Genomic DNA, 15,436 nt, shown 5'->3' with positions numbered 1-15,436 from the left:
AGTTTTATTTTGGGGCGATGCATATGGCTACGGTTCAATCCTTGGCACAACGATTCGATGATACTATTCACAACTATATGGCTGCTATCGATAAGTCGCTTTATCCGACGCGTGAGCTGGATGAAGAAATGGTTCGAAAAGCAGTCTTTTTAGTGCGCCATGATGGCGTACAGATCCAGTCATTCAATGAAGAAAAGCTGCTTTTGGAAGCTATCGTCAAAGACGCCCATACAGTCAAAGTTTTTCTCAATTTCGATAAGCTCACCGCGATTTGCGCATGTCCGCAAGAAGAAATGTGCCGGCACAGATTAGCGGTTATTTTTGCGCTTTACCAAAAAATCGGTTCTCTTACCCAATGGGTAGCGGACTGGCGCTCCCGGCCGAATGACCAATTGGCAATGCTCTCAAACAAGCGCTCTCCCGCCCAATGGACTGCTATTATCCGGAACGCTTGGCGGGATTCCATTCCGGATTATACGACACGCAACTATTTCTATTTCGAGCAAATGTATGAAGGGCGCTTGAAAAACGCATTGTCGTTCGTTCCACTTGAACGGGAATGGAAAGTGCTTTATCGGACATATGCCCATTTTATTTCCTTGACGGAAGTTTGGGATTCTTATATCAGCGGCACGAAAGAAGTACACCACTCATTTTTTAAAACATGGTTCGAAGACGAATTGCATGAATTGCATGATTTGCTTGAGCAATTACGGACCCAGCACCGTACATTTGAATCAGATGCTTTTTTTGATCATCTAAGATCGATGGTCCGCGCATTCGCCAAGGTGAAAGATGGATCATTTTCCCAGCGATTTGCAGTATATCAGCTTTTTTGGACAAGTTTATTCACTAATGCCAAAATGCGGATTGAAGAAGCCTCGGCTTTCTCAAAAACGGATCAACGGATCAGTGCGTTTTTTGCAATTTTATTGAAAGATACAATGGCGGAATTGAAAATATCGCCTCATGAAGCACATGACTGGATCGGACTTGCAGTTCTCGCCGAAAGCGAAGAGCATGAGCAGGCGCTGACTGCCATTCTGATGGCGGTCAAGCCGCACGTAAAAACATTTTTGTTTGAAGGGCTATACTCGCAGTACCGCCAGCAATATGTGCGGACACTAAGCCGGCTTTTTTCGCTCATTCAGTTGAGCGAAGAGGATTGGGAAGATCTGTTCAAACAGTTCGGCCATTACGGCTTGCCTGCTTATTCTATTTATTTGATTGAAAAACAATTGTATAAACAGTGGGCGGAGCTTCATCACCTTCATAATTCCCCGCTCTATTTCGTTGAAGAGTGCGGGTTGAAGGAAGTGCAAAACGCCGCACCTGATTATGTACTGCCGCTTTACCACCGCTATGCGCTGGCCCATCTTGAAGAACGCAACCGTTCCAGTTATAAACAGGCAGTGCGAATCTGGAAAAAGATGAAAGCCGCTTGTAAAAAAAGCGGCCAAATGGATTTCTGGAATTCCTATATGAATGAAATTCAAACTCAAAACAAACGCCTTCGTGCGCTTCAGGAAGAAATCGAGAAAGGAAACCTTTTATGAATCAATTCCAAACAGAAGGAAGCCGCACTTATTATTTGAAAATCAGACGTGCCGAAGAGTTTCGCATCCAAGCAATCAACGAAGCCGGAAACCGGATCCCTCCGGAAGTTTGGATCCCGTATTTGTATTTTCTGGATAAGGATAGCTTTTTCGGTTTGACCTCTGTCACCGATGGGCTTGATCTAGTACTAACGCCAGCGGATTTCGTCCGTCTGTTCCAACGGGAGCCGCACCATTATGTGGCTTTTTCAGGGCAGCGGCCAGAAGATGAAGCATGGCTCAGCCTAGCCGGAAAAGTATCGGATTCCTTGAATGACCCTTCGCTTTGGGACCACGTCTCGGTTGCCGGAGACGACATCACAATCGCCAGCGATTACGGAGATGAAGATATCCGAAGTTTTCTCAGCGACACTATCCGCCATCAGCTTCGCCAGAAAAACTTGGCCCCGGCCCAATTGCCGTATCTTCAGCATTTTGTGCAGAATGTCGGCTGGGATGGGTTGCCGGCTGCCGAAGATTACGCCATTGCTGTCCAGTTAAGCGAACCGGACAGCACAGATTTATGGTCATTGAAAATTGCTCTTCGGTCAAAACGCGGTTCTGTGTACTGGACACCGCCAAAACGCCGCGCCGATGAACCGATCGATAAAGTGCTGCCGGAAAAATGGCGCGCCCATACCAAAGAAATCGCCGAGAAGCAGGCTTTGATCCTTAGCCTTTGCCCTTCTGTCGACCGTTTTGATGAAGAACGGTTATTTTATACGGAATGGACCGATGCCGAGGTTCTTGAGTTTTTGCGCAGCGATGCAGAGATTTTGCAGGCTTTCGGCATAGAAGTTTCAATACCATCCTGGCTGAAAGCTGTCCAAGAAGCGAAAGTGCGCGTTAAAGCGAATGTCCATTCCCCGAGCAAAAAAGCATCGGTGGTTGGCCTTGACCAGATCATTCGTTTTGATTGGCAATTTTCATTGAACGGCCATGAACTCAGCATGCAGGATTTCCAGCAGCTGGTTTCAGAAAACAAGGAATTCATCCGTGTCGGCAATGAATGGGTGCGGATTGATTCCAATCTGCTGTTGCACCTCCGTAAGCTTATAGAAGAAGCGGAAGACGCAGATTGGACAATCAAAGATATGCTGTTCCACAACGTTCCTGAAATCATGCTGGAAGATGCAGGCGACAACGAAGATCCGCTTATTGAATTCCAGTTGAACCGTTCGTTAAAAACTTTGCTTGATAAGTTACTGGACAAGCGTGATTTGCCTGAAACGCCGATTCCTGAAGCCTTGCAGACCGAATTGCGCCCTTACCAAAAAATCGGTTTTGATTATTTGGTGTTCATGCGTGAAGAAGGGTTCGGCCTCTGCCTTGCAGATGATATGGGCCTTGGAAAAACGGTGCAGCTGATTGCTTATTTGCTTCACGTCCACGGACAAAATCCAGGCAAGCCATCTTTGATCGTATGTCCGACTTCCGTCCTTGGAAACTGGCAAAAAGAGTTGAGCCGCTTTGCCCCCGATTTGAAAGTTGTCACTCATTACGGCAGCACACGCCCAAAAGGCGGCGACTTTATCAATTTCCTGCAGACTGAAAACCCGGATGTGGTATTGTCGACATACGGCATAGCCTCTTCGGATGCTGAGGAAATCCAGGACCATTACTGGGCAAGCATTACGCTTGATGAAGCGCAAAACATCAAAAACATGTATACGAAGCAATCACGCACCATCCGGAAATTCAAAGGCGACCACCATATCGCGCTGACGGGTACGCCGATTGAGAACCGCTTGTCCGAACTTTGGTCCATTTTTGACTTTATCAATAAAGGCTATTTATATCGAATCAAGCAGTTCCAAGAAAACTTCATGATTCCTATAGAACGCGACGATTCGGAAGAAGTGAAGGAAAAGCTGCGCCAGCGCATCCAGCCTTTCCTTCTTCGCCGCACGAAGAAGGATCCGGACTTGCAGCTGAACTTGCCTGAAAAACAAGAGCAGTTGGAATACTGCCCATTGACTCCGGAGCAGGCCGCTTTATATGAAAGCCTTGTCCAGGATACGGTGCAGAAAATGGAGACGCTCACAGGATTTGAGAAAAAAGGCCTTGTCTTGAAAATGCTCAGCAAGTTGAAACAATTATGTAATCACCCGGCACTTTATTTGAAAGAACCTTATTCTTCTGCTGAAGAAATACTGCCTAGATCTCAAAAGCTGGAGCGCATAGTGACTCTCGCCGGGGAAATAGCAGAACGCGGGGAACAATGTTTGATATTCACCCAATACATTGGGATGGGGCATTTATTGCAGCAAGCGATCAATGAACTGTATGGCCATGAAGTGCCTTTCTTGACAGGAAGTATGCCAAAACAGCAACGGGATTCCCTGGTTGCAAAATTCCAGGCTGGCGATTTCCCGATTTTCATCTTGTCGCTGAAAGCGGGCGGAACAGGCCTTAACTTGACGGCTGCCACGCACGTGCTCCATGCTGACAGATGGTGGAACCCTGCTGTCGAAAACCAGGCGACCGACCGTGCGTACCGCATCGGCCAAACACAATTTGTCCATGTGCATAAATTTGTCACTATCGGGACGATCGAAGAGAAAATTGATGCTTTGCTGACTCAGAAGCAGACGATGTCGGATCAGTTTATCCAATCCAGCCAGTGGATGACGGAATTGTCCGATGATGAATTGAAGGACCTTTTCACATATACGCTATAATAAGTCGGCCAGGCCCCCACCTGGCCGACTTCCCTCATTCAGACATGAAACCGGTCAATTCTTTTCGGCAGCGGAACGGAATACAGCTTTCAACTCACTTAGCTCCCGTTCCGCCTCTGCCAATCGTCTGTGAAGCAATGCAGTTAAACGGATCAACTGCTCCATATGAACTTCCAATTGCAATTGCACGTCTTTCGGCATGGCTAAGCGGCCCCCTTTTTTGGTTTATACATTCACTTGTTCCGTCCCTGGCGGCTGGAAGTCAAAGTCTTCTTCAGACTGTGGCTCCTGCTGCTTGCGGGCGGTTTCTTCTTCTGCTGCTTTCTTTTTGTCCAAGAAACGGATTTGGTCGCCCTGCACTTCAGTGACATAGATCCGCGTTCCATCATCTTTGTCATAATGCCTCGATTGCAGACGGCCCGTCACCGCTACAAGCGATCCTTTGCGGCAGTACTTCGAAACGTTGTGCGCCGGTCTGCCCCAGGTTGAACAAAGAACAAAATCCGTCTCTACATCCCCTTTCTGGTTTTTATAATTCCGGGAAATCGCAACTATGAAAGAAGTATGTACGCGTCCTTCATTCATCACCCGAGTTACCGGATCTTTCGTCAAGCGGCCCACAATTCCGACTTGGTTCATCAACTCACCTCCTTTCTTTTTTACATCATACTAAGAAGATCGAATGTTGCGCAAAAGCGGAAAAATCATTTATGGGGCAATTTCGCTTTCGATAATTCGAATTTAAAGAACCCTTAAAGAAAATATTGTGCCTGTCTATTGATATGCCAAGGAAAAAGAGAACAACCACGTTAAATTTAAAAATGATATTTTGCAGCCTTTCCAGTTTATTTGCGCTGCGAAACTCGCGGCCCCAAAATTTTCGGCTATGCTATACTAGAAAAAAGCAACGTTTGGAGGGATATACATGAAGACATTTAAATTGCTGTCATTGGAAGTTGTCGAAGATGAGAATATCGTTGATTTTCCTCTTCATGACGGAATTATCATCAATCAAGAAAACAATGACCGCTCATGGCTCCTGGAAATGCTCGTGGATTTAGACTACCGGGAAACGTTTGAAAAGATGAAGGAATCCGGTAGAATTTTTGATGTTAAAGTGGTTATTTCCTATCCAGGCAACGAGCCGGCCCCATTCCAGGTGAGCATTTACAGCGTCAAAGTTATCGGCGAACATATTTCTGTACTGATGAAGGGCTCTTTGAAGCTTGCCCGCCGCAAATACGCCGAGACGCTATTGTCGGAACTGCTTGAAGATGGCTTGGAAGGTGAAGAGCTGCTTCAGCGATTTGAACACGATATGCGTTCACGCCCAGTACTGAGAAGCGATGAAGCAAATTCCCGCCAATAAAAAACCAGCGTGGCTGCCGTTATAAAACGGTGTGCACGCTGGTTTTTGCATTTTATATCGCCGCTTGTCCTTATCTTTCCACTACCGGCCCCAAGGCGAACAGGATATCACACTCGCAGGCGATTTCGCCGTCTACCGTCGCAATAGCGTGGCCTTTGCCCATCGATCCCCGCAACTTTGTCAATTCCACTTCCAAGCGCAATTGATCTCCTGGAACAACTTGGCGCTTGAACCGGCAATTATCGATGCCTGTGAAGAAAGCAAGACGCCCTTTGTTCACTTCCATCTGCAAAACTGCAGCTGCTCCCACTTGAGCCAACGCTTCCACGATCAGCACGCCTGGCATTACAGGATAACCCGGAAAATGGCCGTTAAAAAACTCCTCATTCACCGAGACGTTTTTCAAACCGACCGCTTTTTTACCCGCTTCAATTTCCAAAATCCGATCTACCATTAAAAACGGCTGACGGTGTGGCAATATCGCTTGAATTTGTTCTACTGTTAACATAAACACAGCTCCTTCTAGAAATAAAGTAATGTGCAGGCGGATTTCAACTCCGGCCGCTCATAATATCGATGATATGCTGCCATGTGCGCCATTTTAAGGCATCCGCTGGCTCTCCGTCCCCAATCACCCCATAGCCGACCATGACACCTAAAACCATTGCTACAATGAGGATGGCAAGGATGATGAGGATTCGCAGCCAAATTGGAAACAATCGGATCCGGACCCAAGAACTTGAATCAGTATCAGGTGCCGCTTTTTCATTTTCATTCACTTCTTTGGCCTCTCTTCTAAAAGGCCTTTTGTTCTTCCATTCAGCCATTCGCTTAGTCAACCTTTCTATTGATGGGCGTCCATTTCTGTTTTCACATCCAGAACTTCATCGTCCAGATTCTTTATGCAGGCAGTGGCATAACGAGGTTCAATAATTACCATTATATTGAAATAAAAGTTTCTTTCTTTAACGCTTAACAGCCCCGCTTCAAACGGTAGCTTTTCTTCCGGATCTCTTGCCCATGCTGTCTAGAATAATGCCAGTCCCTAAAGCTACACAATCCATCGGATTATCCGTAACCGTAACCGGCACCTTCAACTCGTCCGCAAGCAATTGGTCTATGCCATGAAGGAGTGCCCCCCCACCGGTTAAGATGATGCCCCTGTCAATTATATCAGCTGACAGCTCAGGCGGTGTTTTTTCCAGTACGTTTCTGGCGGCAGAAACAATATGGCTGACTGACTCTGCCATCGCTTGTTGGACTTCCGCTGATTGAACTGTAATGACCCTTGGCAGTCCCGTCACCAAATCACGTCCTCGAACTTCCATCTCGTCTTTTCTGCCGTTGGGGGAAACAGTGCCGATTTCTATTTTGAGCGCTTCCGCAGTCCGCTCCCCGATCAATAATTTATAATGCCGCTTTATATATTGAAGAATATCATTATTGAATACATCGCCAGCCACTCTGATTGATTCGCTTGTCACAATATCACCCATGGACAGCACTGCCACATCCGAAGTTCCTCCACCGATATCGATTACCATATTTCCGCTAGGTTGAAAAATGTCCATGCCTGCGCCAATAGCAGCCACTTTCGGCTCTTCTTCCAGAAACACTTTTTTCCCTCCTGATTTTTCAGCCGCTTCGCGAATCGCTTTTTGTTCTACACTGGTGATATTCGTCGGACAGCATATTAAAATACGCGGCTTTGTCATGAAGCCTTTCACTTTCAACTGATCTAAAAAATATTTAAGCATAATTTCCGTAACATCAAAGTCTGCGATGACCCCATCTTTTAAGGGACGGATCGCAACAATATTTTCCGGTGTTCTGCCAATCATTTCTTTAGCTTTTTTTCCAACTGCCACCACGCGGTTCGTTGTGCGATCTATAGCGACTACAGAGGGCTCGTTCAGAATAATTCCTTTGCCTTTGACATGGATCAGAACATTCGCTGTCCCCAAATCAATCCCAATATCTTTCGAAAACATTTAAGCGCTTCCCCTTCCATCTTTGCCGCACCTTTTATGTAAATAAAAAGACTCTCCTAAGTGAACATTTTAGCATAGACAAGATGAGAAATGCATTATTTTTTCGCAAGCCAACATGCTCTTGCCAGTACGTCCAGATTGATATAGGCCGCTTTCTGCCCTTCCATCACCAAATTAAAAAGCCTGCGGGCTAAACAGCTCGCAGGCTTGAATAATTAAGAAGTATTAGACCAATTGCTCCACTTTCGCTTCTTCAGTTGAAACTCGTTCGATGTCAGCACCTAAGGCAGCCAACTTTTTATGGAAGTTCACATAACCGCGATCCAAGTGATAAAGGTTGTTTACTCGAGTGATGCCTTCAGCTGCTAGTCCTGCCAGGATAAGCGCTGCTGCTGCACGCAAGTCAGTTGCAGCAACTTCCGCCCCCTGCAGCTTCGATGGGCCTTCCATGATAACTGAACGGCCTTCGATTTTAACCGATGCATTCATGCGGCGGAACTCTTCTACGTGCATAAAACGATTTTCAAAAACTGTTTCAGTCAAAATGCCATTTCCTTGAGCTGTCAGCATCAACGACATCATTTGTGATTGCATGTCTGTCGGGAAGCCAGGATGCGGCATTGTCTTGATATCAATTGAACGAAGCGGACGTGAAGCGCGGATGCGGAGCCCTTCTTCCACTTCTTGAATGTCAACGCCCATTTCTTCGAGTTTTGAAATTAAAGCAGCCATATGTTCAGGCACTGCATTCTCGATGATGACATCGCCTTCAGTAATAGCTGCAGCCACCATAAATGTACCAGCTTCTACACGGTCAGGAATGATATAATGTTCTGCTCCGTGAAGTTCTTCAACGCCTTCAATGCGCATTGTGTCTGTTCCAGCGCCGACTACGCGGCCGCCCATTTCATTGATGTAATTTGCCAAGTCGACAATTTCAGGTTCTTTTGCAGCGTTTTCGATAACCGTAACGCCTTCAGCCAAAGCAGCTGCCGCCATAATATTTTCCGTAGCCCCCACACTTGGGAAGTCCAGATAAATCTTAGCACCGCGAAGACGGCCGTTTGTTTTCGCTTCAACAAAACCGTTGCCGAAAGAAATCTTGGCACCCATCGCCTCGAAACCTTTCAAATGCTGATCGATCGGACGTGAGCCGATTGCACAACCGCCTGGAAGGGCAACACGAGCGAATCCATTGCGAGCAAGGACAGGCCCCATTACCAGAATTGAAGCACGCATCTTTCTGACATATTCAAATTGCGCTTCACTTGATAATGTCTGGGATGCGTCAATCATCATTTCATTTTTTTCTGGAAAATACTCGATTGACACGTTCAAACTTTTCAGCACTTCCTGGATGGTATAAACATCCGCTAAATTTGGTACTTCTTTAAGGATACTTTTTCCATTAGAAGCCAGTAATGCGCCGGCAAGAATTGGTAGCACTGCATTCTTAGCACCTTCCACCCGAACTTTCCCTTTTAATTTTTGGCCGCCTTTTACAATAATCTGATCCACTGATATGCCCTCCATCTATAAATTAATATCTATATGTACTTTACGTACGTTTAAAGTCCAATGTCATTTATTAGAAACAAAACCTTACTTATAGTACCTGTTTTCTAATAAATTCACAAGCAACTTAACACCTATTTGTAGTACTTTTTTGTGATTGCTATAAGATTCGTACACGCAATCCCTTATGTGTCGGTTGTTTGTAAAACTTTTTGAGGAATATTACATTCTCATTACATACAACAATTCCCGTGAAACTAGGATATAAACCTATTTTCCGAGATTTATTTCCCAGGAAATGTGTACTAGTTAGTCATTTTGGCGTTTTGCCATGGGCACGAAGTTCGCAGCCATGGCAAAACAACAAGCTTTAGAAAAGATAAGGCAATTGCCGCGACCATAAGGAAATATTCAAAAAAAAGGTTGATACAGCCAATCCGATGGCAATGCTCAGGAAAATATAAAGAATCTGTGCTTGCAGAACATGCTGCTTACGGATCCATTTTTCAAACATAACGGCGCGTAATGCATAAAAGGCTACACCAGTAAAAAATATGTGGCTGAATATAGAAACTAATGCCTGCTGTCCAATTACTGTTTCCAAAAGAATCCTCTCCTTTTCATATATTTACAACTTAATGAAAATTTTAGAACAAAAGAAAAAGCGGACAGAAGTCGACTGCCCTTCTGTCCGCCTGCTTCTTTTAAATGTTACCCTCATAAACGTTGATACGATTCATCGCACGTTTTAAAGCCAATTCTGCACGTTTAAAGTCAACTTCATCTTTATTCGCCTGAAGTCTCGCTTCAGCACGTTTCGCAGCTTCTTGAGCGCGAGCCAGATCAATGTCTGTCGCACGTTCTGCGGACTGTGCCAAAATCGTCACTTTTTCAGGACGAATTTCAAGAAATCCGCCATTAACCGCAACCAATTCCGTTGAGTTGTCTTTCTTCAATCGGACTGCACCGATTCCAAGAGGAGCAACTGTCGGGATGTGTCCAGGCAGAACGCCCATTTCACCGGTTGCTGTGACTCCAATAACCATAGAGACTTCTGAATCGTATACCGGGCCGTCGGGAGTGACAATATTGACTGCAATGGTCTTCATTTTTTTCCCTCCTGGTCCCTTATTTTAAACTTCTACGCCCATGCTTTTCGCTTTTGCGATTACTTCTTCAATGCGCCCGACTAAACGGAATGCATCTTCAGGCAAGTGGTCGTATTTGCCTTCAAGGATTTCTTTGAATCCTTTGATCGTTTCCTGAACTGGCACATAAGAACCTTTTTGGCCTGTGAACTGCTCAGCAACGTGGAAGTTTTGAGAAAGGAAGTTCTGGACGCGGCGTGCACGGTTAACCGTCAGCTTGTCCTCATCACTCAACTCATCCATACCAAGGATTGCGATAATGTCTTGAAGTTCTCTGTAACGCTGAAGCGTTGACTGAACTTGACGGGAAATTGCGTAATGCTCTTCTCCAACAATTTCAGGCGACAATGCGCGTGAAGTCGAAGCAAGAGGATCCACCGCAGGGTAGATACCCATTTCAGAAAGTTTACGCTCAAGGTTGGTTGTTGCATCCAAGTGGGCGAAAGTTGTAGCTGGAGCCGGATCCGTATAGTCATCGGCAGGTACGTAAATCGCTTGGATAGATGTAACAGAACCTGTGCTTGTAGTTGTGATGCGTTCTTGCAGCTGACCCATTTCCGTAGCAAGTGTCGGCTGGTAACCAACGGCAGATGGCATACGGCCTAAAAGCGCTGATACTTCAGAACCTGCTTGAGTGAAACGGAAGATGTTGTCGATGAACAAAAGAACGTCTGCGCCTTGTTCGTCACGGAAATATTCAGCCATAGTCAAACCTGTCAAAGCAACACGCATACGTGCGCCAGGCGGCTCGTTCATCTGGCCAAAGACCATTGAAGTTTTCTTGATAACGCCAGAATCGCTCATCTCGTGGAACAAGTCGTTTCCTTCGCGTGTACGCTCACCAACACCAGCGAATACAGACAAACCGCCGTGCTCTTGGGCAATATTATTGATCAATTCCTGGATAAGAACGGTTTTACCAACTCCGGCACCACCGAAGAGACCGATTTTACCGCCTTTGATGTAAGGAGCAAGCAAATCGACAACTTTAATGCCTGTTTCAAGAATTTCCACTTGTGTAGAAAGGTTTTCGAAAGTAGGCGCTGCACGGTGAATCGGATTGCGGCGTTCTGAAGCAGGAATTTCTTCCCCTAAATCGATTACTTCGCCAAGTACGTTGAATACACGGCCTAATGTTACATCTCCAACTGGAACAGTGATCGCACTGCCCAAATCGGTTACTACTGATCCGCGTTGTAATCCATCCGTGGAATCCATCGCAATTGTACGTACTGCATCATCACCAAGGTGCAACGCCACTTCAAGAGTTAAAGTAGTTGGCGCTTGTCCGGGACGATTGATATTTACAGTTAGGGCGTTGTAGATTGCTGGAAGTTGACCTACGGAAAACTGAACGTCTACAACCGGGCCCATAACTTGAAGAACGTGTCCTGTGTTCATGCTGTTCCCTCCTGTCTTACATTTGTCTTTCAATAATTCGTTTTGACAGCAGTAGGACTCCCGCTTCAAGAAGCGGGAGGTCGACAGTCTGCTGCGCTTTTCAGTATTATTCTAAAGCCGCTGCTCCGCCGACGATCTCTGTGATTTCCTGAGTGATCGCTGCTTGGCGGGCACGGTTGTATACAAGTGTTAAACCATTGATCAATTCGTTCGCATTGTCGGTTGCGCTCTTCATTGCTGTCATAGATGCAGCATGTTCGCTTGCTTTGCCGTCAAGGACCGCACCGAAGATCAAGCTTTCTGCATATTGAGGAAGAAGAACTTCCAAAATCGCTTCTGCTGATGGATCGAATTCATACGAAGCAGTAGACGTTGACGGTTGAATATCCGTCAAAGGCAGAACTTTCTTTTCAGTAACGTCCTGTTGAATAGCAGAAACATAGTGATTATAGTACATATAGACTTCGTCATACGTACCATCAGAGAACATACCAACAGCTTTGTGCGTAATTTCTTTGATATCCGCAAATGTAGGATGATCCGGAAGAGCAATTTTGCTTTCAAGAATCGTCATTCCCTGCTTGGCAAAGAAATCCCGACCTTTACGGCCGATACTAAGGATTACAAACTCGTCATTGGATGTATGGCGCTGGCGGATTTTAGCCGTTACTGTACGCAGAATGTTGCTGTTGTATCCGCCCACTAATCCACGATCCGACGTGATTACTAAGTATGCCGTTTTCTTCACCGGACGGGTAGTCATCATTGGATGACTCGTATCATTCGATCCTGCAGCAATTGCAGATACTACGTCTTGAATTTTACCCATGTAAGGAACGAATGCTTTCGCATTTACTTCCGCACGGTTCAATTTCGATGCAGAAACCATTTGCATGGCTTTCGTAATCTGGCTTGTTTTCTTTGTAGACGTAATTCGGTTTTTTATATCGCGTAAAGATGCCACTGGTATTTCACCACCTTTTTATTTTTTGTTCTTATCCGTAAGAAACCGCTGGTCTGATTAAGCGAATGTGCGTTTGAATTCGTTGATAGCAGCAGCAAATGCTTCATCAGATGGCAATTTTTGCGTTGTGCGGATATGATCTAAAATTTCCGTGTGGTTCAAATCCAGCCAGCTAGTCAATCCAGCTTCAAAACGGCGAATGTCACCTACTGGAATATCGTCAAGGAAACCTCGAGTCAATGCGTAGAAAATAACAACTTGTTTTTCAACTTTGATCGGATTGTTCAAATCTTGTTTCAATACTTCAACAGTGCGTTTCCCGCGCTCAAGTTTCGCTGCAGTAGCCGGATCCAAGTCAGAACCGAACTGGGAGAACGCTTCAAGTTCACGGTAAGCAGCCAAGTCAAGGCGCAGCGTACCCGCAACTTTTTTCATTGCGTTGATTTGAGCTGAACCACCAACGCGCGATACAGAAAGACCCGCGTTGATCGCTGGGCGTACACCCGAGAAGAACAAATCAGACTGAAGGAAGATTTGTCCATCAGTGATTGAAATTACGTTTGTCGGGATATAAGCCGAGATGTCCCCTGCTTGTGTTTCAACGAACGGCAATGCTGTGATTGAACCTGCTCCAAGAGTTTCGTTCAACTTCGCAGCACGTTCTAGCAACCGGGAGTGCAAGTAGAATACATCCCCTGGATATGCTTCACGGCCTGGAGGACGACGAAGCAATAAAGACAATTCGCGGTAAGCGGAAGCTTGTTTAGTCAAGTCATCATATACGATCAATACGTGTTTGCCATCAAACATGAACTCTTCCGCCATTGTAATACCTGCGTAAGGAGCAAGGTACAATAATGGGGCTGGCTGTGATGCTGATGCAGTAACAACGATTGTATAGTCAAGAGCGCCATTTTTGCGCAAAGTTTCAACTACGTTACGGACAGTTGATTCTTTTTGTCCGATTGCTACATAGATACAAATCATGTTTTGGTCAGCTTGGTTCAAGATCGTGTCGATTGCTACAGAAGTTTTACCTGTCTGGCGGTCACCGATGATCAATTCGCGCTGTCCGCGGCCGATCGGAACCAATGCGTCAATCGCTTTGATGCCAGTTTGAAGCGGTTCGTGAACCGATTTACGGGCCATAACGCCTTGTGCCGGACTTTCGATTGGACGAGTTTTTGTTGTATGGATCGGTCCAAGGCCGTCAACCGGCTGTCCAATCGGGTTTACAACGCGTCCGATAAGTTCTGGTCCTACAGGCACTTCCATGATACGTCCAGTACGGCGCACTTCGTCGCCTTCTTTGATATCAGTGTATGGCCCAAGGATGATAATACCAACATTGTTGGCTTCTAAGTTTTGTGCAATACCGACTACGCCATTCGGGAACTCTACAAGTTCTCCAGACATAACGTTATCAATGCCATAAACGCGAGCGATACCATCACCGACTGTGATTACTGTACCGACTTCGTCGACTTTAATCTCAGATTGATAATTTTCAATCTGCTGTTTAATTAAACCGCTGATTTCTTCAGCTCTGATACTCATGTATGTCACCCTCTCAAAATTTCTGATATTAACCGATCAATTGACGTTGTAGTCGCTCCAATTTCGAGCTGATGCTGCTGTCATAAATCTGGTTTCCGATTTGAATGCGCATTCCACCAATAAGAGACGGGTCAATGATATTTTCAATTCGCAATGCTTGTTTTCCGACTTTTTTTGCGAAAACGGAAGAAACAGAAATGCTTTCTTCTTCTGACAAAGGGCGGACGGAATAAACTTTTGCATCTGCAATTCCTTGCTCTTCGTTGGCTAAACGGATATAACCATCCACTAGTCCAACGATTTCATCTAAACGTTTGCGTTCCGCCATCAAAAGCAATGTGTTTACTACAAACACATTTGCCTGTCCGAACAGTTGAGTGATGATGTCTCTCTTGTTTTCAGACGTCAGATTCGGGGAATCGATCAATTCCTGGAGTTCAGGATTTTCAGCGAAAGCTTTTTTGATTTCGCGCAAATCTTCTTCCACTAAAGCCATTACTTCGTGTTGTTTTGCTGTTTGGAACAATGCTAGAGCATAACGTTCTGAGACTTGGCTCATCGTACGTCGCCTGCCTTCGCAATCGTTTCGTTTATCAACTGACGGTTGTCTTCTTCAGAAATTTCTTTTCCAAGAACTCGGGATGCTGCAAGCATAGACAATGCAACAACTTCTTCACGAACTGCGGAAAGAGCTTGTTCTCTTTCGTTCGCAATTTCCTGAACTGCAGATTCTTTGATGCGGCCAGCTTCTGCACGAGCGTTTGCAATGATATCCTCACGAGAAACTTCGCCTTGTTTCTTAGCGTTTTCAACGATTTGTTGAGCTTGTGTGCGCGCTTCTTTCAACAAGTTCTGCTGCTCTACCAGCAATTTCTGTGATTCTTGACGGCTTTTTTCAGCCGTTTCAATTTCCCCAGCAATCAAGTCTTCACGTTGTTGCATTACTCCCATTAACGGGCCCCAAGCGAATTTCTTCAGCAATAACATCAGGACGATGAAGACGACGAGTGTTGCAAGGATGTCTCCAGTGTTCAAAAACTCAGCTGCATGCGACTCCGCAGCACCAAGTGCAAGATGATCAAAAAACACGATTGTTTCACTCCCTTCAAGAGCCTAAATTCCAGTCTTCTATAGTAAGATCTAATGTTTCAGATGTTTTTTCGAATATCAAAAAGGAACAGATAAGCATAAATGGCGAAAAATATGCCTAAGCAA

At 45.4% G+C, this 15,436-nt stretch carries 16 protein-coding genes; 3 read left to right on the top strand and 13 right to left on the bottom strand.

Features of this window, described 5'->3' with window-relative positions; translation table 11 throughout:
* Positions 1-23: 23 nt before the first annotated feature.
* Both FQV30_RS03910 and FQV30_RS03905 read left to right on the top strand, forming a co-directional pair.
* Positions 24-1,556: a hypothetical protein gene (locus FQV30_RS03910; RefSeq protein ID WP_146498823.1), complete on the top strand. Its 1,533-nt coding sequence runs from the start codon at positions 24-26 to the stop codon at positions 1,554-1,556.
* Positions 1,553-4,276: a DEAD/DEAH box helicase gene (locus FQV30_RS03905; RefSeq protein ID WP_146498822.1), complete on the top strand. Its 2,724-nt coding sequence runs from the start codon at positions 1,553-1,555 to the stop codon at positions 4,274-4,276. Before FQV30_RS03910 ends, FQV30_RS03905 begins: the two co-directional genes overlap by 4 nt.
* Before the next feature lie 54 nt (positions 4,277-4,330).
* Here FQV30_RS03905 and FQV30_RS17865 read toward each other — a convergent pair whose 3' ends face one another.
* Positions 4,331-4,477 (bottom strand): hypothetical protein, encoded by a 147-nt coding sequence (locus FQV30_RS17865; RefSeq protein ID WP_186725510.1) that lies wholly within the window; start codon positions 4,475-4,477, stop codon positions 4,331-4,333.
* Positions 4,478-4,501: 24 nt separating this feature from the next.
* Positions 4,502-4,915 carry a single-stranded DNA-binding protein gene (locus FQV30_RS03900; protein ID WP_146498821.1) on the bottom strand — a complete coding sequence of 138 codons (414 nt, stop codon included), beginning with the start codon at positions 4,913-4,915 and terminating at the stop codon, positions 4,502-4,504.
* A gap of 286 nt (positions 4,916-5,201) precedes the next feature.
* Between FQV30_RS03900 and FQV30_RS03895 the strand changes: the two genes are divergently transcribed.
* Positions 5,202-5,645, top strand: coding sequence for a YwpF family protein (locus FQV30_RS03895; protein WP_146498820.1), 444 nt, complete (start codon positions 5,202-5,204; stop codon positions 5,643-5,645).
* A 70-nt stretch (positions 5,646-5,715) separates the two neighbouring features.
* Here FQV30_RS03895 and fabZ read toward each other — a convergent pair whose 3' ends face one another.
* The 11 genes from fabZ to atpF form a co-directional block, all read right to left on the bottom strand.
* On the bottom strand, positions 5,716-6,153 hold the full coding sequence (gene fabZ, locus FQV30_RS03890) for a 3-hydroxyacyl-ACP dehydratase FabZ (protein ID WP_146498819.1): 438 nt from the start codon (positions 6,151-6,153) through the stop codon (positions 5,716-5,718).
* A gap of 43 nt (positions 6,154-6,196) precedes the next feature.
* A complete protein-coding gene (locus FQV30_RS03885; protein WP_255473297.1) occupies positions 6,197-6,424 on the bottom strand; it encodes a DNA-directed RNA polymerase subunit beta in 228 nt (75 codons plus the stop codon).
* Positions 6,425-6,631: 207 nt separating this feature from the next.
* The gene (mreB, locus tag FQV30_RS03880) at positions 6,632-7,636 is read right to left on the bottom strand and encodes a rod shape-determining protein (protein ID WP_146498817.1); all 1,005 of its coding nucleotides are present in this window, start codon (positions 7,634-7,636) and stop codon (positions 6,632-6,634) included.
* A 225-nt stretch (positions 7,637-7,861) separates the two neighbouring features.
* Entirely contained in the window at positions 7,862-9,154 is a 1,293-nt protein-coding gene (murA, locus tag FQV30_RS03875; RefSeq protein ID WP_146498816.1) for a UDP-N-acetylglucosamine 1-carboxyvinyltransferase, read from the bottom strand.
* 367 nt (positions 9,155-9,521) lie between these two features.
* Positions 9,522-9,755, bottom strand: coding sequence for a DUF1146 family protein (locus FQV30_RS03870; RefSeq protein WP_146498815.1), 234 nt, complete (start codon positions 9,753-9,755; stop codon positions 9,522-9,524).
* 100 nt (positions 9,756-9,855) lie between these two features.
* Positions 9,856-10,260: a F0F1 ATP synthase subunit epsilon gene (locus tag FQV30_RS03865; protein WP_146498814.1), complete on the bottom strand. Its 405-nt coding sequence runs from the start codon at positions 10,258-10,260 to the stop codon at positions 9,856-9,858.
* 24 nt (positions 10,261-10,284) lie between these two features.
* Positions 10,285-11,700: a F0F1 ATP synthase subunit beta gene (gene atpD, locus FQV30_RS03860; protein ID WP_146498813.1), complete on the bottom strand. Its 1,416-nt coding sequence runs from the start codon at positions 11,698-11,700 to the stop codon at positions 10,285-10,287.
* Positions 11,701-11,806: 106 nt separating this feature from the next.
* Positions 11,807-12,664, bottom strand: coding sequence for an ATP synthase F1 subunit gamma (gene atpG / locus FQV30_RS03855; protein ID WP_146498812.1), 858 nt, complete (start codon positions 12,662-12,664; stop codon positions 11,807-11,809).
* A 57-nt stretch (positions 12,665-12,721) separates the two neighbouring features.
* On the bottom strand, positions 12,722-14,221 hold the full coding sequence (atpA, locus tag FQV30_RS03850; RefSeq protein WP_146498811.1) for a F0F1 ATP synthase subunit alpha: 1,500 nt from the start codon (positions 14,219-14,221) through the stop codon (positions 12,722-12,724).
* Positions 14,222-14,249: 28 nt separating this feature from the next.
* Complete coding sequence (locus FQV30_RS03845; RefSeq protein ID WP_146498810.1) at positions 14,250-14,780, bottom strand: F0F1 ATP synthase subunit delta; 531 nt, start codon at positions 14,778-14,780, stop codon at positions 14,250-14,252.
* The gene (atpF, locus tag FQV30_RS03840; protein ID WP_146498809.1) at positions 14,777-15,310 is read right to left on the bottom strand and encodes a F0F1 ATP synthase subunit B; all 534 of its coding nucleotides are present in this window, start codon (positions 15,308-15,310) and stop codon (positions 14,777-14,779) included. The genes FQV30_RS03845 and atpF overlap by 4 nt, the downstream gene beginning before the upstream one ends.
* Positions 15,311-15,436: the final 126 nt, after the last annotated feature.

The organism is Planomicrobium sp. CPCC 101110 (assembly GCF_007859395.1).
Taxonomy (GTDB): Bacteria; Bacillota; Bacilli; order Bacillales_A; family Planococcaceae; genus Planococcus.
Note: the sequence above shows the minus strand (reverse complement) of the source record. Positions and strands in the feature narration are given on the sequence as shown.